General features: G+C 74.4%; 20 protein-coding genes. 16 read left to right on the forward strand and 4 right to left on the reverse strand.

The window, feature by feature from the left end; all coding sequences use genetic code 11:
* The first annotated feature begins 43 nt into the window (after nt 1-43).
* From ACF1DX_RS32560 to ACF1DX_RS32590, 7 genes are read left to right on the forward strand one after another with little or no spacing between them, the layout of a single operon-like run.
* Nucleotides 44-1,609, forward strand: a complete 1,566-nt coding sequence (locus ACF1DX_RS32560; protein WP_391794756.1) for an ABC transporter substrate-binding protein — start codon at nt 44-46, stop codon at nt 1,607-1,609.
* Nucleotides 1,606-2,577 (forward strand): ABC transporter permease, encoded by a 972-nt coding sequence (locus ACF1DX_RS32565; protein ID WP_391794757.1) that lies wholly within the window; start codon nt 1,606-1,608, stop codon nt 2,575-2,577. The genes ACF1DX_RS32560 and ACF1DX_RS32565 overlap by 4 nt, the downstream gene beginning before the upstream one ends.
* Nucleotides 2,574-3,395, forward strand: a complete 822-nt coding sequence (locus ACF1DX_RS32570; protein WP_391794758.1) for an ABC transporter permease — start codon at nt 2,574-2,576, stop codon at nt 3,393-3,395. The genes ACF1DX_RS32565 and ACF1DX_RS32570 overlap by 4 nt, the downstream gene beginning before the upstream one ends.
* A complete protein-coding gene (locus ACF1DX_RS32575) occupies nt 3,392-5,008 on the forward strand; it encodes an ABC transporter ATP-binding protein (RefSeq protein ID WP_391794759.1) in 1,617 nt (538 codons plus the stop codon). Before ACF1DX_RS32570 ends, ACF1DX_RS32575 begins: the two co-directional genes overlap by 4 nt.
* The gene (locus ACF1DX_RS32580; RefSeq protein ID WP_391794760.1) at nt 4,986-6,368 is read left to right on the forward strand and encodes a class I SAM-dependent methyltransferase; all 1,383 of its coding nucleotides are present in this window, start codon (nt 4,986-4,988) and stop codon (nt 6,366-6,368) included. Before ACF1DX_RS32575 ends, ACF1DX_RS32580 begins: the two co-directional genes overlap by 23 nt.
* Nucleotides 6,365-7,786 (forward strand): class I SAM-dependent methyltransferase, encoded by a 1,422-nt coding sequence (locus ACF1DX_RS32585; RefSeq protein ID WP_391794761.1) that lies wholly within the window; start codon nt 6,365-6,367, stop codon nt 7,784-7,786. The genes ACF1DX_RS32580 and ACF1DX_RS32585 overlap by 4 nt, the downstream gene beginning before the upstream one ends.
* Nucleotides 7,783-9,798 carry a condensation domain-containing protein gene (locus ACF1DX_RS32590; RefSeq protein WP_391794762.1) on the forward strand — a complete coding sequence of 672 codons (2,016 nt, stop codon included), beginning with the start codon at nt 7,783-7,785 and terminating at the stop codon, nt 9,796-9,798. The genes ACF1DX_RS32585 and ACF1DX_RS32590 overlap by 4 nt, the downstream gene beginning before the upstream one ends.
* A gap of 44 nt (nt 9,799-9,842) precedes the next feature.
* On the opposite strand, the gene ACF1DX_RS32595 is transcribed toward ACF1DX_RS32590, so the two are convergent.
* Complete coding sequence (locus ACF1DX_RS32595) at nt 9,843-10,766, reverse strand: NAD(P)/FAD-dependent oxidoreductase (RefSeq protein ID WP_391794868.1); 924 nt, start codon at nt 10,764-10,766, stop codon at nt 9,843-9,845.
* Between the two features lie 93 nt (nt 10,767-10,859).
* Between ACF1DX_RS32595 and ACF1DX_RS32600 the strand changes: the two genes are divergently transcribed.
* Nucleotides 10,860-11,948 (forward strand): saccharopine dehydrogenase NADP-binding domain-containing protein, encoded by a 1,089-nt coding sequence (locus ACF1DX_RS32600; RefSeq protein WP_391794763.1) that lies wholly within the window; start codon nt 10,860-10,862, stop codon nt 11,946-11,948.
* Between the two features lie 401 nt (nt 11,949-12,349).
* Here the strand turns inward: ACF1DX_RS32600 and ACF1DX_RS32605 are convergent, their stop codons facing one another.
* Both ACF1DX_RS32605 and ACF1DX_RS32610 read right to left on the reverse strand, forming a co-directional pair.
* Nucleotides 12,350-13,012, reverse strand: a complete 663-nt coding sequence (locus tag ACF1DX_RS32605) for a response regulator (protein ID WP_391794764.1) — start codon at nt 13,010-13,012, stop codon at nt 12,350-12,352.
* The gene (locus ACF1DX_RS32610) at nt 13,009-14,136 is read right to left on the reverse strand and encodes a sensor histidine kinase (RefSeq protein ID WP_391794765.1); all 1,128 of its coding nucleotides are present in this window, start codon (nt 14,134-14,136) and stop codon (nt 13,009-13,011) included. Before ACF1DX_RS32610 ends, ACF1DX_RS32605 begins: the two co-directional genes overlap by 4 nt.
* Before the next feature lie 225 nt (nt 14,137-14,361).
* Between ACF1DX_RS32610 and ACF1DX_RS32615 the strand changes: the two genes are divergently transcribed.
* Nucleotides 14,362-14,733 carry a DUF6223 family protein gene (locus ACF1DX_RS32615; protein ID WP_391794766.1) on the forward strand — a complete coding sequence of 124 codons (372 nt, stop codon included), beginning with the start codon at nt 14,362-14,364 and terminating at the stop codon, nt 14,731-14,733.
* 587 nt (nt 14,734-15,320) lie between these two features.
* Here the strand turns inward: ACF1DX_RS32615 and ACF1DX_RS32620 are convergent.
* On the reverse strand, nt 15,321-15,749 hold the full coding sequence (locus ACF1DX_RS32620; RefSeq protein ID WP_391794767.1) for an ATP-binding protein: 429 nt from the start codon (nt 15,747-15,749) through the stop codon (nt 15,321-15,323).
* Between the two features lie 410 nt (nt 15,750-16,159).
* On the opposite strand from ACF1DX_RS32620, the gene ACF1DX_RS32625 reads away from it, so the two are divergent.
* The 7 genes from ACF1DX_RS32625 (at nt 16,160) to ACF1DX_RS32655 (ending at nt 22,300) form a co-directional block, all read left to right on the forward strand.
* Entirely contained in the window at nt 16,160-17,035 is an 876-nt protein-coding gene (locus ACF1DX_RS32625; protein ID WP_391794768.1) for a helix-turn-helix domain-containing protein, read from the forward strand.
* Nucleotides 17,036-17,108: 73 nt separating this feature from the next.
* Nucleotides 17,109-17,924 (forward strand): SAM-dependent methyltransferase, encoded by an 816-nt coding sequence (locus tag ACF1DX_RS32630; protein ID WP_391794769.1) that lies wholly within the window; start codon nt 17,109-17,111, stop codon nt 17,922-17,924.
* Between the two features lie 234 nt (nt 17,925-18,158).
* Nucleotides 18,159-19,376 carry a low temperature requirement protein A gene (locus ACF1DX_RS32635; RefSeq protein WP_391794869.1) on the forward strand — a complete coding sequence of 406 codons (1,218 nt, stop codon included), beginning with the start codon at nt 18,159-18,161 and terminating at the stop codon, nt 19,374-19,376.
* Nucleotides 19,377-19,745: 369 nt separating this feature from the next.
* On the forward strand, nt 19,746-20,954 hold the full coding sequence (locus tag ACF1DX_RS32640; protein WP_391794770.1) for an ATP-binding protein: 1,209 nt from the start codon (nt 19,746-19,748) through the stop codon (nt 20,952-20,954).
* Complete coding sequence (locus ACF1DX_RS32645) at nt 20,951-21,352, forward strand: roadblock/LC7 domain-containing protein (protein ID WP_030861626.1); 402 nt, start codon at nt 20,951-20,953, stop codon at nt 21,350-21,352. The genes ACF1DX_RS32640 and ACF1DX_RS32645 overlap by 4 nt, the downstream gene beginning before the upstream one ends.
* Nucleotides 21,349-21,723: a DUF742 domain-containing protein gene (locus ACF1DX_RS32650; protein WP_030827099.1), complete on the forward strand. Its 375-nt coding sequence runs from the start codon at nt 21,349-21,351 to the stop codon at nt 21,721-21,723. The genes ACF1DX_RS32645 and ACF1DX_RS32650 overlap by 4 nt, the downstream gene beginning before the upstream one ends.
* On the forward strand, nt 21,698-22,300 hold the full coding sequence (locus ACF1DX_RS32655) for an ATP/GTP-binding protein (RefSeq protein WP_391794771.1): 603 nt from the start codon (nt 21,698-21,700) through the stop codon (nt 22,298-22,300). Before ACF1DX_RS32650 ends, ACF1DX_RS32655 begins: the two co-directional genes overlap by 26 nt.
* Nucleotides 22,301-22,399 lie beyond the last annotated feature (99 nt).

Consider the following 22,399-nt stretch of genomic DNA (forward strand, 5'->3'; position numbering starts at 1 on the left):
CCGGCAGCCACTCCTGCCCCCGAACCCCTCGCGGAAAGCAACCATGCACCAGCACCCGTCATCCCGCAGCACCCTGTCCCGCAGATCCGTCCTCACCGCCCTCGGGACGGTCGGCGCCCTGCTGCTGAGCGCCTGCTCCGGCACACCCGCCGCCGACACCCCGGCCTCCCGCACCGGCGCGCCCGTCGACGGCGGCACCCTGCGGTACGCCGTCGCGGGGTCGCCCGCCACCGCCAGTGACGACCCGCACGGCGGCCTCGGCAACGAGTCCGACGTCCTGCGCTTCGCCCTGACGTACGACGTCCTCACCGTCCCCGGCGAGGACGGGAGGACCCGGCCGCGGCTCGCCACGTCGTGGAAGCCCAACGACGCCATGGACCGCTGGACCCTCACCCTGCGCGAGGACGCCCGCTTCACCGACGGCGAGCCGGTGCGCGCCGCCGACGTGCTGTACTCCCTGCGGCGCATCGGCGGCAAGGCCGCCGAGAACTACGGCCGGCTCGCCGACTTCGACATGGCGAAGTCCACCGCCCCCGACGAGCACACCGTCGTCCTGGCCACCCGCGCCCCGATGGCCGACGCGCCCCGGGCCCTGGAGTCCGTCACCTTCGTCGTCCCGGAGGGCACCGAGGACTTCTCCCGTCCCGTCACCGGCTCGGGCCCCTACCGGGTGGAGCGGACCGGCGCCCAGACCACCGTCCTGACCCGCAACGACACATGGTGGGGAGAGCGCCCGCACCTGGACCGCATCGAGATCCAGGCCGTCGCCGACCCGCAGGCACGGGCCGGTGCCGTCGCCTCCGGGCAGGCCGACGTCGCCGGCAGCGTCAGCCCCGCCGCGGTCAGGAGCGCCGGATCCCCGGCGAAGACCCAGGTCGTCCGGCGCGACGGAGTCACCGAGTACCCGTTCGTCATGCGTCTGGACACCGAGCCGTTCGACGACCCCAGGGTCCGTGAGGCGTTCCGCCTCGCCGCCGACCGCGAGGCCCTGGTCGACACGGTGTTCCTGGGCTACGGCAAGGTCGCCAACGACCTCCCCACCCCCTACGACCCCTCGGCCCCCGACGACCTGCCGCAGCGCACCCGCGACGTGAAGAAGGCCAGGAAGCTGCTGGCCGAGGCGGGCCACGCCGACGGACTGTCCGTCACCCTGCACACCACCACGTCCTATCCCGGCATGGACACCGCGGCCACCCTCTACGCCCAGCAGCTCTCCGACATCGGCGTCGACGCGGAGGTGAAGGTCGAGCCGGCGGACACCTACTGGACCGCCGTCTACGCCAAGAAGGCGTTCTACACCGGCTATTACGGCGGCATCTCCTTCCCCGACCTCGTCCGCGTCGGGCTGCTGTCCGACTCGCCGACCAACGAGACCGCCTGGCGCAGCGAGACCTTCGACGACGGCTTCGCCCGGGCCATGTCGACCGCCGACGAGGCGCGCCGCGAGGAGCTGCTCTCCGGCATCCAGCGCGAGCTGTGGGAGGACGGCGGCTACGTCGTCTGGGGCACCGGGGACGGCCTGGACCTCGCCGCGCCGGGCGTGCGCGGACTGCCCGACGGGCCCGGGTTCCAGCGCATGTTCATCGACCAGGTGTGGATGGCCGAGTGATCCCGCGCGCTGCCGGCCGCGCCCTGCGCCCGGCCGGCCGGGCCGCGGCCCTGGCCGTCGCCGCCACGGCCGTGGTCTTCACGGCCACCGAACTGCTCCCCGGTGACGCCGGGGAGTTGAGGACGGCGGGCCGGGCCACCGAGGAGGACGTCGCGGCGGAGCGGGAACGCCTCGGGCTGGACCGGCCGGCCGCGGTGCGCTACCTCGACTGGCTGTACGGCCTGGTCCGGGGGGACCTGGGACACTCGCTGGCGGGCGGCAGACCCGTGGCGACGCTGTTCGCCGAGCGGCTGCCCGCCACCGCCGTCCTGGTCGCGGCGGCGCTGGCGGTCACCGTGCTGCTGACCGCGACGGCCCTGGCCGTCACGTACCTGCGCGGCGGCCGGGGCGGCTCGGCCGCCACCGGACTGGCCGCCGTGCCGCAGCCGGTCCACGCGGCGGTGCTCGGCGCGGTCCTGGCCGGATTGCTGGGCTGGCTGCCCCCCGTGTCCCTGCTGCCGCCCGGCGGCTCGCCGCTGGCGGACCCCCGGCTCCTGGTGCTGCCCGCGCTCACCCTGGCGCTGCCCTCGGCCGCGTTCGCCACCGTCCTGCTGCGCGGGGCGCTGGGCGACGTCCTGCGCCGGCCCCACGTGGCCGACGCGCGGCTGCGCGGCCTGCCCGCCCCGCTCGTGCTGCGCCGGCACGTCCTTCCCTTCCTGTACGCGCCGGCGCTCCAGGTGACGGCCCTGCTGGCCGGTGGTCTCGTGGCGGGCACCGCCCTGGCGGAGACGCTGTTCGGCTATCCGGGCACCGGGCAGCTGCTGGTGTCCTCCGTCGCGGTGCGGGACGTCCCCGTCGTGCAGGCCGCGGCCCTCCTGCCGGCCGCCGTCCTGCTGCTGGGCATGCTCCTGGCCGACCTGGCCGCCCGTCGCACCACGGTGCCGGGGGAACCCGGCCCGTCGGTGGCGGCGGCGGGGAGGACCGTATGACCGGGACTCCTCTGCCGTTCCTCCTCCGAACCGCCCGCCCTTCGGTGTCCGTGACCGCGGCCCTCACCCTGCTGGTGTGCGTGCCGCTCGGCCGGTACGCCGCTCCGCACCCACCGGAGCGAACGGTCGCCGCCCCCTGGGCGCCGCCCGGCGGACGGCATCCGCTGGGCACCGACGCCCTGGGGCGCGACGTGCTGTCCCGGGTCCTGGCCGGGGGTACCCAGCTCCTGACCGTGTCCCTGCTCGCAGCGGCCGCCGCCGTCGTCTGCGGCGCGGGCCTCGGCCTGGCCGCGGGGTGGTCGGGCGACCGTACCGCCCGCACCGTACGGGCCCTGTGCGACCTGCTGCTGGCCGTTCCCGCCCTGGTCCTGGCGCTGGTGCTGGCCACCGCACTGCCGGGGGCGACCGCGGTCGTCGTGGCGTCGGTGCTCGCGGGAGCGCCGCTGACCGCGCGGGTCGTCGCCACGCAGTGCGCGCAACTGCGCGGCAGCGGGCACGTGCACGCCGCCGTCGAGCGCGGCGAGCGCACCCCCGCCGTGCTGCTCCACGAGGTGCTGCCCGCCCTGCGCCGTCTGGTCGCCGCCGACGCCGGGCTCCGGCTCGTCACGGCACTGCAGATCGCCGCGACCCTCGCCGTGCTCGGTCTGGGACCCCAGCCCCCGGACCCGGACTGGGCCCTGATGCTCAGCGAGAACCTGCCCGGCGCCGCACTCAACCCCTGGGCGCTGCTGGCGCCGGCGGTCCCCCTGGCGGGCTGCGCCTGGGTGTTCGCCGCGGCGGCCCGGACGGCCGCCCGTGCCCCGGGGGAGGCGGCATGACGGTCCATGACCATGAGGAGTCCGTTCCCACCGGTGCCCCGCTGCTGACGGTCGAGGGCCTGACCGTTCGCCGCGCTCTCGACGGAGCCACCGTCCTGCCACCGGTCGGCCTCCGCGTCGGTCCGGGGCAGGTGCTGGCCGTCACCGGCGTGTCCGGTGCCGGTAAATCCACGCTGCTGCGCGCCCTGCTCGACGTCCTCCCGGACGGACTGCACCGCGCGGCGGGCACCGTGCGCTGGCGCGGTGCGGCCGTGCCGCCCGGCCGGGCGGCACGGCGGTGGCGGCGTGCCCGGTGCGGCTGGCTGGCGCAGGACCCCGGCGCGGCCCTCAATCCGCTGTGGCGCGTGGACCGGCTGATCGGCGAGGAGTTCACCGGTGACCCCGCCGCCCGCGCCCGGCGGGTCGAGACCCTGATGCGCCGACTGGGCCTTCCGCCCGGGCTCGCCTCCCGGCGGACGGGGGAACTCTCCGGCGGCCAGGCCCAGCGGGTCGCCCTGGCCCGGGCCCTGTGCGCCGATCCGGAACTGCTCGTCCTGGACGAACCGACCTCGGCACTGGACCGCGCGACGGCCGACCTGGTGGCCGAAGAGGTGCGGTCCCGCCGTGGGAGCCCCGGCCGGTGCGTCGTCCTGGTCACGCACGATGCCCGGCTGGCCGCGGAGCTGGCCGACCGGACACTGGTGCTCGCCGCCGGCGCGCGCCCGGCCTCCGGTACGGACGCCGGTGCGCGGCACGCGGCACGTACGACCGCCGCCGTACGCGGACGGATGACACGCGCCCCGTGGGAGGAGCCGCTGCGCCCGGCCGCCGATCCCGCGCCACCACGGGCCGGGCGTCCGCCCCGCACGGCGGCGGACCCCGACCCGTCCCCGGCGCCCGTGCTGTCGGCGCGGGGTCTGACCCTGCGGACCCCGGACGGCACACCGCTGCTCGACGCCGGAGACCTGGACCTGCCGGCGGGCGGCTGGCTGGCCGTCACGGGACGGTCGGGCAGCGGGAAGACGACCCTGCTGCACGCCCTCACGGGCCGCCGCCCGCCGGCCGCCGGGCAACTCCTGCTGCACGGGCGCCCGCTGCCCGCCGGGACCCGCTCGCGCGACCGGCGGATGCTGCGCGCCGTCCAACTGGCCGGACAGGACACGGTGTCGGAACTCAACCCGGCGCACACCGTCGGCCGAGCGGTGGCCCGGCCGCTGAAGGTGTTCCACGGCACGACCGCGGCGGCCGGGCGGGAACGCGTACGGGAACTCCTCGAAGCCGTGGGCCTCCCCGCCGAGCTGGCCGGCCGCGGACCGGCGGAGCTCTCCGGCGGCCAGCGCCGCCGGGTGGTCCTCGCCCGGGCGCTCGCCGCCGGACCCGACGTGCTGCTGCTGGACGAGCCCACCGCGGGCCTGGACCCGGACTCGGCACGACTCGTCCTCGACCTGCTGGACCGGCTGCGGGCGGACGGCCCCGCCGTCCTGACCGTCACCCACGACGCCGGCACGGCCGCCCGCGCCGACCGCGTCCTCCACCTGACCGGGCGCCGCCTGGCCCCACCACCGCACACGACGCCCGACCACCCCCTCGACGAGAGAACGGAGCACTCCGGTGTCCGACCACACGACGGCTGAACACACCGGCCGGATCACGGACCTGCTGGCCGCCCATCCCTGGGTGGCCCGGGCCCGCCCCGCCCCCGACGGCGGCGTCCGGGTCGTCCCGCACCCGGACGCCGTGACCGCCGCACCCGAACCGGGCCCCCTGATGCGCGAACACCTCGAACAGTGGGCCGAGGTCTACGAGTGGACGTACGAGACGGCCGAGGGCCGGCACGCCGACGACCTCGACCTGTCCGGATGGCGGGCCTCCGACACCGGGGCACCGCTGCCCGAAGCCCACATGCGGGACTGGGTGGACCGCACCGTGGACCTCGTCCTGGCCCAGCGCCCGAGAAGGCTCCTGGAACTCGGCTGCGGCACCGGTCTGCTCGCCCACCGCCTGCACCCGCACCTGGACGGGTACGCCGGCACCGACGTCGCCCAGGTCGCGGTGGACCGCCTCGCCGCCGCCGGTCTGCCCCGCACCGCGTTCGTCCGGGCCGCCGCCCACGAGACGGCCGCGCCCCGGGTGCGGGACGCCATGGACGCCGCTTTCGGCCCCGGCGCGGACCCCGACTGCGTGCTGTTCAATTCGGTCACCCAGTGCTTCCCCGACCTGGCCTACCTGACCACCGTCCTGCACGGGGCGCTGTCGACGGTCGAGGACGGCGGCACCGTGATCGTGGGGGACATCCGGCACTCCGGCCTGCTGCTCGACCACTTCGGGCGGCTGGAACGGGCCCGGGACCCCGAGGCGGACGATACGACGATCGCCGCGAGGGCCGCGGCCGCCGCCGAGGCGGACGAGGAACTGTCCTTCACGCCGGCGGCCGTCGCCGCGGCGGTCGCCGCCCAGCCCCGTCCGGTCCGCATGGGCGTGCACGCCCGCACCATGGCCGAGGACACCGAACTCACCCGCTACCGCTACGACATCGTCCTGCGCGTCGGCCCGCACACCGACGGACCGGGGGCCCGGCGCGTGCGCCGGACGCCCTGGGACGGACACCGGGGGAGCGATGTCCGGCAAGTGCTGCGGGACGCGCTCGCCGACGCTCCCGTCGTCGTCCACGGCATCCCCAACGCCCTGCTCCACGACGCCCCCGGGGCGGTGACCCCGTACGCCCTGCGCGAGGCACTGCGGGGAGCGGACGCAGCCGTCCTGCTCGACGTCGCCGACCCGCGCGCGCTGGCCGTGGCGGCTCCCGCCGACTGCGCGCCCGCCGCGGCCGAGGACCTCCCGGCGTCCTCCGGCCCGCTCGCCCACGAGCCGTTCCCCCTGTTCGTCCGGCGCCGTCTGCCCGAGGTGCTGCGCGACCACCTGCGCCGGGCCGAGCCGGACACCGTGCCACCGGCGATCACCGTGGTGGACGTCGTCGAGGACGGCCGCGCGTGAACGGCGCACTCACCGACGAGAGCCTCACCGGGCTGCCCGGCGTGACGGACTGGCAGCTGGTGCGCGGGGACGGGCGGGACGCCCTGCTGGTGACGGGTCCGCCTCCGGTGGCGCGCCCGTCGTCCGGTCCCGGCCGGGACGACGCCCGCGCCGCCGGCCGGGCCGCGGACGCCGGTGACGCCGCCGTCCGCGGTACCGGCCTGACCGTTCTCCCGGCGCTGATGCGGCGGCTCGACGAGACGGCGCTGCTGACGATGGCCCGGGTACTGGACCGGACCCGTCTGTTCCGCGACGGCGGCCGGCCCCGCACCGACGAGATCCTCGAAGCCCTGGCGGTCGCTCCCCGGCACGCGTGGATCGTACGGCGCTGGCTGCGCACCCTGACCGCGGAGGGCCGGCTCCACCTGGACGCGGCGACGGGCCGCCACCACTCCCTCGCGGTGCCGGACCGCCGCGACCACGCCCGGGCCCTGCGCGAGCTGGACGGCGCCTGCGCGGGGCTGGGCTACCCGGCCTCCATGACCCGCTTCTTCCGGGCCGCGGCCGAACGGCTCCCGCTGCTGCTCCGGGACCGCGCGTCCCTGCAGGAGGTCCTCTTCCCCGACGGGGAGACAGGCACCGCGCAGGGCAACTACCGCGACAGCGTCCCCAGCCGCTGGGCCAACCACGCCGCCGCGTCCCTGATCGTCGGCGAGGCCCGCCGCCGGACGACGCCGGCACCCCTGCGCGTCCTCGAAGCGGGCGCCGGCGTGGGCGGCACCACCGGCACCGTCCTGGAGGCGCTGGGCGACACGCCCGTCGCCTACCTGTTCACGGACGTCTCCCCGTTCTTCCTGCGGACGGCCAGGGACGTCTTCGGCGACCGCCCCGGCCTGCGGCACGCCCTGTTCGACATCCAGGCCGATCCGCTCGAACAGGGCCTGGAGCCGGAATCCCAGGACGTCGTCCTGGCGGCGAACGTCCTGCACAACGCGCGGCACGTCGGACGCTGTCTGGCGGCCCTGCGGGAACTGCTGGCGCCCGACGGGCTGCTGGTCCTCGTCGAGTCGTGCCAGGAGCACTACCAGGCGCTCACCTCCATGTACCTGCTGATGTCGCCCGCGCCCGGCGAACAGGAGTGGTTCACGGACCTGCGGGCCGGCCAGGACCGGGTCTTCCTCACCGCCGGGGAATGGGCACGGCAACTGGACGCGGCGGGCTTCGACCCGCTGCCCGTTCTGCCGCACGAGGAGCATCCCCTCGCCGCGGCGGGCCAGCGCGTCGTCGCCGGCCGTGTCAGGTCACACGGCGCCCGCCCGGATCCCGGCCGCGTCCGTGCCGCGCTCGCCGGCCGCCTTCCCCCTGCCCTGCCCCTGCCACGGATCCACGCCGTGGACGACGTCATCCGCCCCACCGACCCGACTGGAGCCCCCTGTTGACCCCCGCATCCGCATCCGAGCACACCGCCGAGCAGACCTCGGCCGACCTGGTCGACGCCGTCCGCGCCGTGTGGGCCGACGCCCTGGAGACCGACCTGGCCGCCGTACCGGCGGACGCCAGCTTCCTGAGCCTGGGCGGCGACTCCGTCCTGGCCGTCCGCATGGCCGCGATGCTCCGCAAACGGCTGGGCACGCCGCTGGCACTGGCGGACGTCCGCGTCGAACAGAGCGCCGCGCAGCTCGCCGCCCTCGTCCACGAACGCAGTACCGGATCGGGAACGGGTGTCCTGCGCCCACTGCCCCTGGACCTGCGCCGACGCGAGGACCCGGACGCGCCGTTCCCGCTCCTGCCGCTCCAGCAGGGCTACTTCGTGGGCCAGCAGGACGCCTGGGAGCTGTCCTACCGCTCCGCACACCACTACGTGGACATCGGGCTGGAGGACATCGACGCCGACGAAGCCCCCGAGGCGCTGCAGGACGCCCTGGAGCGCCTGGCCGAGCACCAGGCCGTCCTGCGGGCCCGCATCCTGCCCGACGGTCGGCAGCGCATCCTGCCCCTGGACGACCCGGAGGCGGTACCGCGGCTCCGGGTCACCGACCTGCGCGACGCCGACGAGGAGACGGCCGCGGCCCGGCTCGCGGAGACACGCCACGAGATGAGCACCGAGGGCCCCGACCCGTCCCGGGGCTGCGGTCTGGACATGCGCCTGACGCTGATGCCCGGCGACCGCGCCCGGCTGCACTCCTCGACCAGCCTGCTGATCATCGACGGATGGTCCTCCGGCGTCTTCTACCGCGACCTGTTCGCCCTGGTCTCCGATTACAACGCCGTCCTCGCACCCCTGGACATCGACTACGGCGACTACGTGACGACCCTGCGGGACCTGCCCGGCACCGAGGCGTGGCAGCAGGACCGCGACTGGTGGTGGGACCGCCTCGACGACTTCCCGCTGCCGCCGGCCCTGCCGCTGGTGGCCGACCCCGCCGAGGTGCGCCCCACCCTGATGGGCACCCGACAGGCGGTGCTCGACCCGGAGCGCTGGTCACAGCTGCGCCGACTGTGCACCGAGCACGGGGTGACCCCGTCCGCGGCGATGTTCGCCGCCTTCGCCGCCGCCGTCGCCCGGGCCTGCGGCCACCGCCGCTTCCTGCTCAACACCCTCCAGCTGAACCGGCTCCCGCTCCATCCCGACGTGTCCCGCCTGGTGGGAGCCTTCTCCTCCACCATGCTCCTGCCGGTCGACCTGCCGGCGGCCCCCGTCTTCGCCGACCTCGCCGGCCGCGCCCAGCAGGACATCGGCGACGCGCTCGCCCACAATCTGATCACCGGCGTGGAGGTCTCCCGGGAACTGGGCCGCCGCCGGGGCACCCATCGTCCGGTGGCACCCGTCGTCTTCCAGTCCACCCTGGGTGTGGACGCGGCGCTGGGCAGCGAGGTGCCCCAGGAGGCGGGGCCGCTGGGCGCGATCGACCTGCTGAGCCACCATCAGCAACTGCGCACGCCCCAGGTGGCCCTGGAGGTGCGGCTGTTCGAGCTGCGCGGCGAGCTGGTGGTCGTCTTCTCGCTGGTGGAGGAGCTGTTCGCGGGAGCGGACGTCGACCGGATGTTCGCCGACCTCATGGCGACCGTGGAATCGCTGGTCGAACCGGACGGCTGGGCCGCCGTGGTCGAGCTGCCCGACGCGGTCGACGGTGAGGAGGCCGGGCCGGCCCGGCAGGCGTCCGGCCGGCGCCTGTCCGTACCCGCGGCGGCGGCCGGCGGAGCGGAACCGGGACCGCTCCGGGACGACACGGAACGAGCGGTCGCGGCGCACTGGCGGAAGCTGCTGGACTGTTCGGTGGAGGAACGCACCGCCGACTTCTTCGCGCTCGGCGGTGACTCGCTGCTCGCGGTGCGGATGCTCGGGTCGCTCGCGCGGGAGGGACTGGGGCGGGTGACGCCCCGCCGCTTCCTCCGGCAGCCCACGGTGGCCGGGCTCGCCGCCGCTCTCCGCGAACCGGACGACCGGTGAGAAGGGTGCGGCGGGGGCGGTCCCGCCCCCGCCGCACCCGGGTCTCAGCCGCCCAGGCCGGCGTCCTCGCGGAAGAGCTCCTGGTCGAGCCAGACCGCGGCACGGGCGCCGTCGGCGGCACCGGTGATCACGAAGGTGAGGGCGTCCGGCAGGGCCTCCAGCCGGGCGGTGTCACCGGCCGCGTACACGCCGGGCACGGAGGTGCGCTGGAACTCGTCCACCCGCACGCAGCCGTCCGGGAGGACCGCGCATCCCAACCGCTCGGCCAGCGGGGAGTGCTGACGGGTGGGCGCCCGGTGGTAGACGCCCTGCCGCTCGAGCACCCGTCCGTCGGCGAGGACCAGGCGGACGGCGCCCTCTTCCCCCTCGACGCGGGTCACGGCCGTCTCCTCCACGGCGATCCCGGCCTCGGCGAGACGGCCCGCGGCCTGCTCGGGCACCGGGTGACCGTCGGTGCACACGATCACGTCCTCGCTGAACCGGTCGGCCACGTAGAGGGCCTGCATGACCTGCGGCAGCTCGTGCCCCAGGACGGCCAGGCTCATCCCGCTGGTCTCCCAGCCGTGGCAGAACGGGCAGTGGTACACCCCTCGGCCGAACAGCGCGGACAGGCCCTCCACCCGCTCGTCGAGCACGTCCACCTGACCCGTGGCGAGGACCAGCTTCCGGGTCCGCTCCACGGTGCCGTCGGCCAGCGTCAGGGCGAACCCCCGCGGTTCGGGCGCGGCGGCGGTGACGGTCGCCTCGCGTACGGTCACGTTCGGGTAGGCGGTGAGCTGTTCCCGGCCTATGCGGCGCAGCTCGGCGGGCGGAAAGCCGTCCCGGCTGAGGAACATGTGCATCCGCGCCGCGGGTGCGTTGCGCGGGCGGCCCGAGTCCAGCAGGAGGACCCGCCTGCGCTGACGCCCGGACACCAGCGCCGCGTTGAGGCCGGCGGGCCCTCCGCCCACCACGATCACGTCGTACATCGTCGTCACTTCTTCCTTGGTCCGTCGAATAATGACTACGATAATAATTATCATTTTCATCAACCGGATCAGTGGGAAACAGGAGGAACACCGGTGCGACACCTGGCGGCCATCGGCGTCATAGGCGGTTACGGAGCAGTCGGCAGCGCGGTCGTACGGCGGCTCCACCGGGCGGGTGTCCACCCGCTGCTGGTGGCCGGCCGCGATCGGGGCCGGGCGGAAGCGCTGATCGCGGGTCTCCCGGAGGGCGGCCCGGACGTGGGCGCCCTGGCGGTGGACCTGACCGACCCCGACTCGCTGGAGCGCTTCACGGCGGGCTGCCGGCTCGTCGTCAACTGCGCGGGACCCTCGTACCGCGTCCTCGACGCGGTCGCCCGGGCCGCGCTGCGAGGCGGCGCGGACTACGTCGACGCGGCCGGTGACGACCCGGTCCACCACCTGCTGTCCGCCGACGGGGGCGCCGGGCGATGGGTGGCGGCCGGACGCGCGGCCGTGCTGTCCGCCGGCGCGCTTCCGGGCCTGTCCTCGCTGCTGCCCCGCGCACTGGCCGCCCGCGCCACCGGTCCCGTCGCACTGGACGCCTACGTCGGCGGCGTCGCGCCGCTCACCCCGGCCGCCGCCGGTGACGTGCTGCTCGGCCGCGGACCGGAGCACGGCACGCCGGCGGCCGCCTGGCACGAGGGCCGGATGCGGGAGCGTGCGCTGGCCCCCCGCCGAGGGGTGCGGCTCGACGCCTTCCCCGCCCCCGTCGACGCCTTTCCCTTCCTGTCCACCGAGGCCGTCCGGCTCGCCCGGGCCGCGGACATCGGCCGAGTGCGCTGGTACACCGTCTTCGGCGGCGGGCGCCTGGCCGAGGAACTGGCCATGGCATGGGCACTGGACAGCACGGAGACGGCCGACCTGGTCGCGGCGGCCGACGAGGACGTGCGGCGCCACGGGGCCTGGTACGGACAGGAGTTCCACCTCTGGGACGGGGCGACGGACGGCCCGCCCACCGCGAGGCTCGTCCTGCGCGCCCCGGACTCCTACGAGCTGAGCGGGTTCCTCGCCGCCGCCGCCGCCCTCCGGGTGCTCGACGGGGCGATCGCTCCCGGTGTGCACTTCGCCGCGGACGTGCTCGACCCCGTGCGGGTCACCGAGGAGCTGGCGGCCGATGACGCGGCGGAGCTCAGGACACTGTGAGTGTCCGCCGGGGCGCCCTCCGACCGGTGGGCAGGCCGGGGAGCGTCCCGACGGACAGGCGGCTGAGCAGGTCGGTCGTGCGCTCAGCGGCCGGTCGGGGAGAGGTTCGGCGGTCGACCGCCACTGGGCGGCACCCCGTGCACCCGGTCGGCGTCGGAGTCGGCGACCGGATCCAGCTTGTCGAGCACGAGCACGCCGGCGAACTCCACCTGGTCGACCGACAGACGGACTGCCGCTCTCCGAGCAGCGGGTGGTCGACGGCCGTACCCGGCGCGTCTGCAGGGCGACCGAGGCCGGGAAGCAGGCTCTGGCGGAGGACCGGCGGGCACTCAGGGAGCTGGCCCGTGAGGTCCTGGGAGACGAGGCGCCGTAGCGTACCGGCCCGGTCGACGGCGCGGGGGTCAGGAGGCGCGCGGGGTCACCAGGCCGGATTCGTAGGCGAGGACCACGAGCTGGGCGCGGTCGCGGGCGTGGAGCTTGGCCATGGCCCGGTTGATGTGGGTCTTGGCGGTCGACGGGCTGATGACCAGGTGATCGGCGATCTCGTCATTGGACAGGCCCTGTGCGGCCAGGGCGACCGCCTCGCGTTCGCGGCCGGTCAGCTCCTCCAGCCCGTCGCCGGCGCGGGCGGGCGCAGGCCGGGTGACGTACCGGTCGATGAGCTTACGGGTGATGGCGGGCGCGAGCAGGGCGTCGCCGCGGGCGGCTACGCGTACGGCGTGCAGGAAGTCCTCCGGCAGGATGTCCTTGACGAGGAAGCCGGCGGCGCCGGCGCGCAGCGCGTCGAAGACGTACTCGTCCATGCCGTAGTTGGTCAGCATGACGATGTGCACGCCGGCCAGGGCCGGGTCCGCGGCGATGCGCCGGGTCACTTCGATGCCGTCCATGACGGGCATCCGGATGTCGACGAGAGCGACGTCGGGCAGCCGCTCCCTGACGAGCACCAAGGCCTCTTGGCCGTCGGCGGCCTCGGCCACCACCTCGATGTCGTCCTCGAGGCCGAGCAGCGCGCGGAAGCCGCTGCGGATGAGCGGCTGGTCGTCGACCAGCAGGACCCGGATCACGAGGCTCCGTTCGTGGGAAGTTCGGCCTGGACGGTGAAGCCGCCTGTGCCGTGTGGCCCGGTGCGCAGCCGGCCGCCCAGGGCCGTGACGCGTTCGCGCATGCCGAGCAGCCCGAGACCGGGCGTCGGCGCGGGGTTCGAGGTGGCCTCTCCGTCGTCGTCGACGCGGAGGGCGAGAACGTCCGGCCGGTAGTCGATCAGTACCGAGGCGGTGGTGGCGGCGGCGTGCCGGGTGACGTTGGTGAGCGACTCCTGAACGATCCGGTAAGCGGTACGGCTCACCGCGGCCGGCACGGCGTGCGGATGTCCTTCGATCGTCAGCGTCGTCTCCAGGCCGGTCCTTCGGAACCGTTTCACCAGGTTCGGGATGTGGTCGAGTCCGTGCGGCGGGGTGGTGTCGTCGTCGCGCAGCGCCTCGAGGGTCGCGCGCAGCTCCCGGCTTGCCTCCCGGCCGGCTTCCTGGATCGCGAGCAGGGCCTCCGGCACCTGCTCGCCCCGCCGCCGGGCCACGTGGACCGCGACCTCGGACTGCACCTTGATGACCGAGATCTGGTGGGTGAGTGAGTCGTGCAGCTCCCGCGCGATGCGCAGCCGCTCCTCGTCGGCCCGGCGTCGCGCGGTCTCCTCGCGGGTACGCTCGGCTTCCTCCGCCCGCTGCTCGGCCTGCCGCACCGCCTCCCCGGCGGCGAAGGCGGCGATCAGCCAGGCGATCTCAAGGGTGTTCCGGGCCTGTGCCACGACCTCGCGCGCGGGCCCGTCGTGGGAGACCAGGGCGGTGAGGGGGAGTACGGCCAACAGGCCCAGGGACGCTGCGAGTGCGACGACGCGGTGCCCGGCGCGTACCGCGCCGTGGACCGCGACCAGGTAGGAGACGGCGAGCACCTCGAACCCGGCCGCCTGGTGGCCCACCGCGCACAGCCCGGTGACGGCCAGGACCACGAGCGGGGCCCGGCGGCGCGCGGCCAGTGCCAGCCCGCCGGCCACCAGCAGCGCGGAGCCCAGCAGCTCACGGTCCCCGGCCGGGTGTGGTCCGGACAGCCCGGTGCCCAGCGACAGCGTTGCCACGCCCACGGCGATCACCCAGCCGGTGACTCCGGCCGGGACGGCGAGCCGCCCTTTGTCCATGGGTGCACCGTAGCCGGATGCGGTGGTGGGCGAGTCCGACTCATGGAGGAGCGGCCGGCTACCGCGTGCGTGGTACCGGCGCGTCGTCCGGCGCGTCCGCGGTATCCGGATGCCGCGGCGGCGGTAGCGGGAAGTGTCCGCGTCTGCTGGACGACCGGCGGGAGGGCCGGCGCGCATGCTCTCCACACACATCGGATGGCGGCGACGGAGAAGGAGGAGAGCGGCATGAGTGCTTCAGCAGCGCTGGCGGCGGCCGCCGAGGGCGGGATCATCGGCGACGGGCGGACCGGTGCCAACCTGGCCCTCGGGGTGGGGGCGCTCGGCCTGGCCATCGGCTGGCTGGCCCTGGCCCGCGCCGGCGGCCGGATCAGCGCCGGCGACGCGCGCGTCGGCGGGATGTCGGCCATCACGGTGGGAGTGGTCGGCACGGTCCTCGCGGTGCTGCACGCGGCCACCTCCAGCGGCGGTCCCGGCACCGGCAACGGGCTCGTCGGCGCCGTCGTGGCCATCCCGCTGGGGCTGGGCGCCGTGCTCCTCGGCCGCCGGGTACTGACCCGGTGCCGTCGCGCCGGGCCCGCCGATCGGACGCCCGTCTGACTTCCCCGGTCACGACGGGCGTGTCACCCAGGAGGAGATCGACAGGCCGGGCATGCGGGCGGTCAGCACCTGATGGCGGCCCGGTCCGCGACCGAGGCCGTGGCGCGGCGTGCGGGAGCCCGGTGCGCGGACGCTCCGGGGTGGCCGGCACCCGGTCGGCGAAGGCCGGATCGTCCTCCGGTCCGGCACCGGCCCCCGCCACCGCGCGGCACCTCGCCGCTCACGTGGCGCCGGCTCGCACCGATCCCGCCGCGGCCTCGATCGCGCACCGTCCCGTTCGTGTCGAGGGCGCCGGGCACGAGGTGCGGGTGGATCTCGAAGGTGATGTCGACTCGGCAGGCCCTCTCGATCCGCTGCCGCCGGCCGTCGAGGCAGTGGTGCGGGAACGGCCGTGAGGCGTCCCGGGGATGGCGCGGCAGGGAGTCCGGATACCGCGCCGAGGCCGGACCGCGCCGGCCTTCTGTTCCCCGGCATGCTCACCGGACCGCGTCACCCCGTGGACCGGGAGCCGCTCCACCCGCACCTCGGCCACAGCGACCGCGGATGCCCGCACGCTGTGAGGAACGGCCCCGTCCCGCTCGACGCGGTCATCGTCCCGCGGGGGAACCCGGGCCGCCCGGTGGCGTGGCCGGGGCCCGCCGGCCGGTGGTCAGTTCGGCCCAGACGACACGTCCGGCCCGGCCCGGGGCGCGGGTGACCGCCCAGTCGCTGCTCAGCGCGTCGACCAGGAGCAGCCCGCGTCCGTTCTGGTCGTCGGGGCCGGGGCGGCGGAGCATGGGCGGCTTCGGGCCGCGGGCCTGGTCCTCGACCTCGACGCGGATCCGGTCCGCCCGTATGTGCAGCCGGCAGACGATCCGCTCACCGGCCGCGTGGGTGAACGCGTTGGTGAGAAGCTCCGAAGCCACGATGACAGCGTTGTCGCGCACCTCGTCGGCGACGCCCCGCGCGGTGAGCAGGTCCCGCACGCCGTTACGGGCGGCACGGACCGAGGCGGGGGTCGCCGGCAGGTCGAACACGCGGGTCTCCGCGCGGGGCCCGGAGGCGAGACGGCCGGGGCCGTCCGGCTGGGGGAGTGGAGCCGTCGGCTCGCCTCCGGGCGGTCCGGGGGAGGAGGGCCCGTGCCCGGCGTGGTGCTGCGGCCTGGGTAAGGGGAGCCGAGCCATCTCCGTGTGCCTTTCGTCTGCCTGCGCACCGGGGTCCGTCGTGCACAGGCCGCGGTCGACCGGCCGGTGCGGTACGGCCCTTCAGCGGGCCGGGGTGCGGTGCGGACACTCTGGCACCCGTCAACGGCGGGTCGCAACCGGCAAGTTGAAAATTGCAACCGGTCGCGTGCATGCTGCTTCCGTCGACGGGTGACCGAACGTGTCCGTACCGGCCGCCCGCGTGAGACGGTGAGCCCGGAACACCCGATGTGAGGGGGCACGGCGTGACCGCGGAGACCGACTGGGGCGGTGCCCCCTCCGTCCTGCGCATGATCCTCGGCAGACGGCTCGAGGAGTTACGCGTCCGGGCCGGTCTGACCTACGAGGAGGCGGGCACCGCCATCGGGGTCAGCCACTCCACGATCCGCCGGATGGAAGCCGCCAAGGTGGCCCGGCTCAGACTCGCCGACGCCGAGAAGCTGCTCCGCGTCTACGGCGTGACCGACCAGCAGGAGATCGACGCCTTCCTGAAGTCGGCCCGTGAGGCCAGCAAGCGGGGCTGGTGGCACACCTACCGGGATGTCATGCCGGACTGGTTCGCCGCCTATCTCAGCCTGGAACAGGCCGCCCTGCAGATCCGCGCCTACGAGAGCCAGTTCGTCCACGGGCTGCTGCAGACGGAGGCGTACGCCCGCGCCCTGCTGAACGCCGGCAACCCGCACGCCCCGGCGGAGGCCACCGAGCGCCGGATCGCCCTGCGGATGCGCCGGCAGGAACTGCTCGGCCGCGAGACGCCACCGCGGGTGTGGGTGGTGATGGACGAGACGGTGCTCCGCCGGCCGGTCGGGGGCCCGGAGGTGATGCGGGCCCAGATCGGCCACCTCATCGAACTGCACCGCCTGCCGCAGGTGACGCTGCAGATCATGCCGTTCGCCGGCGGTCCCCACCCGGCCATGCGCGCCGGGTCCTTCCAGCTCTTCCGGTTCCGGGCCCGTGAACTGCCCGACGTCGTCTACCTCAGCGGTCTGATCGGCGCCGTCTACCTAGACAAGGGCGAGGACGTCGTGGTGTACCGCGAGGCCCTCGACCGGACCGGTGCCCAGGCGACACCCGTGACCGGGACCGAGGCCGTGCTCGACCGGATCCGCAAGGATCTCTGACCGGCACCGCCCGCCCCAAAACCACGCCCCGCGAACCCGCCCGGGAACCACGCCCCGCGAAGGAGACACCAAGGTGACCGAGAACGGATGGCCGGCCGACCGCATCGACACCGAGAGCGCGCACTCCGCGCGGATCTACGACTACATCCTCGGCGGCAAGGACTACTACCCGGCGGACCGGGAGGCAGGCGACGCCATGGTCCGGGAGTGGCCCGCCCTGCCCGTTCACATGCGCGCCAACCGGGACTGGATGAACCGGGCGGTCCGGTGGCTCGTCGAGGAGGCGGGCATGCGCCAGTTCCTCGACGTCGGCACCGGCATACCCACCTCCCCGAACCTGCACGAGATCGCCCAGTCGGTGGCTCCCGGCGCACGCGTGGTCTACGTTGACAACGACCCCATCGTCCTCACCCTCTCCCAGGGGCTCCTGGCCAGCACACCCGAGGGAAGGACGTCGTACATCGAGGCGGACTTCCGCGACCCGGCGAGCATCCTGGACGCCCCCGAACTGCGGCAGACCCTCGACCTGGACCGGCCGGTGGCCCTCACGGTCATCGCCATCGTCCACTTCGTCCTCGACGAGGACGACGCCGTGGGCATCGTCCGCCGCCTGCTGGAGCCGCTCCCCCCGGGCAGCCACCTGGCCATGACGATCGGCACCGCGGAGTTCGCCCCCGAGGAGGTGGGGCGGGTGGCCCGCGAGTACGCGGCCCGCGGCATGCCGATGCGGCTGCGCACCGCCGGCGAGGCCCACGAGTTCTTCGAGGGCCTGGACCTGGTCGAGCCGGGCATCGTCCAGGTCCACAAGTGGCACCCGGACGGCACCGGCGAACAGGGCATCCGCGACGAGGACATCGCGATGTACGGAGCGATCGCCCGCAAGCCGTAGCGTCCCGGTCCGCGTCCGCGCCGGGGGCCGTACAGCCCGGCGCCGGCGCGGACCGCCGGACCCGGCGCGTTCCGCCACCGGTCCGAAGACCGGTGCGCCGCGGATGAATCCCGGCGGCCGGGCCCGCCGATGTCGGCGGTGATGCCGTGCGCGTACGCCATCATGCTGCTCATGAGTGACCCCGAACACATCGGCTCGGCCGGCGGCGGCAGGCTGGCGCACAGCCGGAAGCCGATGACCGGCCGTGACCCGGAGGAGCCGGGCAGGTCCGCCACACCCCTGGAACTGTTGTTCGACCTCACGTTCGTGGTGGCGGTGGGCACCGCGGCCTCCCACTTCGCCGAGATGCTCGCCGACGACCACGCCCTGGAGGCCGTCGGAGCCTTCACCCTGGCGATGTTCGCGATCGGCGTCGCCTGGATCAGCTTCAGCTGGTTCTCCTCCGCGTTCGCCACCGACGACTGGCACTACCGGGTCCTGACCATGGTGCAGATGGTCGGTGTCGTCGTGTTCTCCCTCGGCCTGCCGGCGATGTTCCACTCGGTCGGGGAGGGCGAGCACCTGGAGTTGCGCGCCATGGTGATCGGGTACGTCGTGATGCGGATCGCCATGGTGCTGCAGTGGTGGCGCGCGGCCCGCGAGTCTCCCCCGTTCCACGACGTGGGGACGCGGAACATCCGCTGGACCGTGCTGGTCCAGCTCGGCTGGGTCGTGGCGGGGTTCACGCGCCCGACGCTCGCGGTGGCGTTCGCCGCCTTCGCCGTGCTGGGGGTCGTGGAGCTGGTCCTGCCGCTGCTCGCGCAGGGCCGGGCCGGCGGCACGCCGTGGCACCCGCACCACGTCGCGGAACGGTACGGCCTGTTCGCGATCATCACGCTCGGCGAGGGCGTCGTCGGTACCGTCGCCTCGTCCGGTGACCTCCTGGGCGGCGCGGCCGGGACCGACTGGAGCGCCGACGCGGTCGCCGTGGTCGTCGTTGGTGTGGGACTGACCTTCGGCCTGTGGTGGGTGTACTTCAGCACCCCGTTCGGCGCCATCCTGGTCCACCGGCGCCGGCGTGGGTACCTCTTCGGCTACGGCCACATCCCGCTGTTCACCGGCATCGCCGGCGCGGGCGCGGGGCTGCACGTGGCGGGCCTGTACCTGGAGCACCACGCGAGGATCGGCGGTGTCGCCGTGGTGCTGTCGCTGGCGCTGCCGGTCGGCCTCTGTCTGCTGATGGTGTACCTGCTGCACACGCTGCTGCTGTCCGCGGGGGACAGGTTCCATCTGCTGCTGATCTCCCTCACCCTCGCGGTCCTGGCCGCGGCGGTGCTCCTTGCCGCCGCCGGGGTGGGGACGGCGGTGTGCCTGCTGGTGGTGATGCTCGCCCCGTTCGTCACCGTGGTCGGCTACGAGACGGTCGGCCACCGCCACCAGCGGCGGATGCTGCGCGACCTCGGCGCGGGGTGACGGCCCGCGGGGCCGGGAGGGGGCCCGTCCGCGAGGGCCACCGACGCGTCGACGTCACGTTTCCGTGCCGTCCACGCGGCCGCAAGGTGCCGTTGGCGCCGGGGAACGGCAGGGTGTGTGGGTCTCGTGAGGGTCGTCAAGTGACCCACCGGTCAGGTGGGTTGCCGCTGCCCGCCTGATACGATCATCGAACTTTCAGTAGGCTGGCGGCGCGTCGCGAACGCGCACGGGGGACAGTCTCTAAGGCCCCATCGCTGAGGAGTTGAGGCTTGGTCCGCCGCAGGCCCGCGCCGTCCGACGGCCCGGACCCGTCCCACGCATGCGCGGATCCGCCGAACTCCCGGCGCGATGCGACTTGAAGAGAGTCTCATGACGTCATTGATCGGGGATCCGCTGCTATGGATCCTGCTTGTGGTGCTCGTCGCTGCGGTGTTCGCAGTGCTGCGGGCCCGGAGAACCAATCTGGCGCTCCGAAGAACGAAGAAGGACCTGGAGGACGGACTGGGTCAGGCCCGGGGCCGGATCGACCAGCTCCAGGGACACATCGCCGCCCTGGACACCCAGCACCGCGGTGACCTCGCGGACGTCCGGGCGGACGCGGAGTCGTCGACCAAGGCGGTGCTGAAGTCGGCGATGGGCACGCTCCAGTCGCTCGCCGAGGAGCAGCAACTGCTGCTGGACGGGCTGCTGCAGAAGTACGGCAACGACACCGAGGTGCTGGCGGACCTGATGTCGGTGGACCACACCGGCAGTCAGTTCAGCCGCCGGGCCAAGGGTATCTCGGTGCTGTGCGGCGGCTGGCTGGGCCGGCGCGAGGGCGTGGCGACCGTCTACGACGTGGCCCGCAGCGCGCAGGGCCGCATCAAGGACTTCAACCGGGTGAGCATCCACGCGCAGGCGAGCGTCGCCGTCACCAGCAAGGCCGTCGAGCCGGTGGCGGTGGTCCTCGCCGAGCTGCTGGACAACGCGACCACGTACAGCGCCCCGGGCACACCGGTCGAGGTCAACATCCAGGCCGTGCCGACGGGTGTGTGCTTCATCGTCGACGACGCCGGTCTGGGCATGGACCAGGAGACCAAGGACCGGGCGGCGGCGCTGCTGTCCGCCGACGGCCCCGTCGACATCACCGGTCTCGGCGACCCGCCCCGGTTCGGGTTCGCGGTGTGCGGCATGCTCGCCGCGCGGTACGGCTTCGCCGTCTCCGTCGGTTCGGTGTCCCCCTACGGCGGAGTGCGCGCAGTGATCCGAGTACCGGAAAGCCTTCTGGCGGCCGAGGCCGTCACCCCCGCCGAACCCGTCCGGGAGCCCGTGGAGCAGGGCGGGGAGAGCGCCCCGCAGCGGCTGGCGCCCGTCCCGGTCGGCCCCTCCCACGTGGTGGGCACGACGACCGGCGGACTGCCCAAGCGCCGTCGGCGCCAGGGGCCCATCTCGGTGGTGCCGGCGCCGAAGGACACGGCCGCCATCGACCCGCAGACGTCCGAGTCGGCCGGCGAGGTGACCGCGTCACGCCTGGGGGCGTTCGCGCGCGGCACCCAGCTCGGGCGGACCAACACCACGGAAGGACCTGACCACCAGTGAACACCGACCTGTCGTGGGTGCTGAACGACGTGCTCGAGGTGCGTGGAGCCCGCCACGCGGTCCTCGTCTCGGGTGACGGCCTGCTGCTGCAGCGTTCGGACGAGATCTCACGCGACGACGCCGAGACGAACGCCGCCGCCATGAGCTCCATGCAGTCCCTGAGCCGGGCGGTCGCCGGTTTCGTCGGGGCGGGGCACGGCATCTGGAAGCAGACGCTGCTGGAATACGACGGCGGCTGGATCTTCCTCATCGCGGCCGGGCAGGGCGCCTACCTGGCCGTCTCGGCGGCGCTGGACGTCGACATGGAGGCCATGTCGTTCCGCATGCAGAAGACGGTGGCGGCGCTGAGCAAGGCGATGAGCGTGGCCCCGCGCTCGGACAACGGTGTCGGCGTATGACGACGCCCGGCGAGGAAGCACCCGTCACCAGTGACTTCGTCCGCTCGTACGTCATCACGGGCGGACGGAGCCTGCCGTCCTCGGACGAACTGGCGCTGCACACCTTGGTCACCCTGGCTCCCGAGCGGACGCTTCCGCTGGGGGCCGGCCCCGAGGTCAGGGCGATCTGGGAACTGTGCGCGGGTGGCTACCTGTCGGTCGCCGAGGTGGCGGGCCACCTCGGCCTGCCCGTCGGGGTGGCCCGGCTGCTGCTCACCGATTTAGCGGAGCAGGGGCACCTGCTCCGCCGGGCCGAGCCTCCCCGGGCCCAGAACGTTGACAGAGCGACCCTCGAGAAGGTTCTGAATGGACTCCAATCCCTCATCGGCTGAGACGGCGCAGAAGTCCATCTACGTCTCCAGCGCGGTGACCAACGCCGCCAAGATCCTCGTCGTCGGGCACTTCGCCGTGGGCAAGACGACCTTCATCGGCTCGCTGTCGGAGATCACTCCGCTGCGCACCGAGGAGAAGATGACCCAGGCGTCCGTCCACGTCGACGACCTGCGGGGCGTGGCGGACAAGACCACCACCACGGTCGCCCTGGACTTCGGCCGTCTCACCCTGAGCGACGACCTGGTGCTGTACCTGTTCGGCACCCCGGGGCAGCAGCGCTTCATGCAGCTGTGGGAGGACATGGCCCGCGGCGCGCTCGGGGCGCTGCTCCTGGTCGACCCGGGGCGTCTGGAGGAGACCTTCCCGGTCATCGACCTCATCGAGCGGTACGGCCTGGAGTACGCCATCGCCGTCAACTGCTTCGACCCCGCCGCCACCTACGGCGAGGCCGAGGTGCGCGAGGCGCTCGACCTGCTCCCGGACACCCCTGTCGTCTACTGCGACGCCCGCGACCAGCAGTCGTCCGCCAGGGCGCTGATCGCCCTGGTGAGGCACCTGCTCGACCGCGCGGCCTGACCGCCCCGCGCCCGCCCGGACCGGGAACAGCGGTTCTTCGACCCCTAAGGAACTTCATGGACCCCCAAGCACCGTCTGCCGCCACCGTCAGCAGATGCC

This window comes from Streptomyces sp. NPDC014676 (assembly GCF_043084105.1).
In the GTDB taxonomy this organism is placed as follows: domain Bacteria; phylum Actinomycetota; class Actinomycetes; order Streptomycetales; family Streptomycetaceae; genus Streptomyces.

Bases quoted from the DNA above. Each gene is read 5' to 3' on its own strand.
- ACF1DX_RS32560 (WP_391794756.1), top strand. From the start codon at position 44: ATGCACCAGCACCCGTCATCCCGCAGCACCCTGTCCCGCAGATCCGTC.
- ACF1DX_RS32570 (WP_391794758.1), top strand. From the start codon at position 2,574: ATGACCGGGACTCCTCTGCCGTTCCTCCTCCGAACCGCCCGCCCTTCG.
- ACF1DX_RS32575 (WP_391794759.1), top strand. From the start codon at position 3,392: ATGACGGTCCATGACCATGAGGAGTCCGTTCCCACCGGTGCCCCGCTG.
- ACF1DX_RS32595 (WP_391794868.1), bottom strand. From the start codon at position 10,766: ATGTACGACGTGATCGTGGTGGGCGGAGGGCCCGCCGGCCTCAACGCG.
- ACF1DX_RS32610 (WP_391794765.1), bottom strand. From the start codon at position 14,136: ATGGACAAAGGGCGGCTCGCCGTCCCGGCCGGAGTCACCGGCTGGGTG.
- ACF1DX_RS32615 (WP_391794766.1), top strand. From the start codon at position 14,362: ATGAGTGCTTCAGCAGCGCTGGCGGCGGCCGCCGAGGGCGGGATCATC.
- ACF1DX_RS32635 (WP_391794869.1), top strand. From the start codon at position 18,159: ATGACCGGCCGTGACCCGGAGGAGCCGGGCAGGTCCGCCACACCCCTG.
- ACF1DX_RS32640 (WP_391794770.1), top strand. From the start codon at position 19,746: ATGACGTCATTGATCGGGGATCCGCTGCTATGGATCCTGCTTGTGGTG.
- ACF1DX_RS32650 (WP_030827099.1), top strand. From the start codon at position 21,349: ATGACGACGCCCGGCGAGGAAGCACCCGTCACCAGTGACTTCGTCCGC.
- ACF1DX_RS32655 (WP_391794771.1), top strand. From the start codon at position 21,698: ATGGACTCCAATCCCTCATCGGCTGAGACGGCGCAGAAGTCCATCTAC.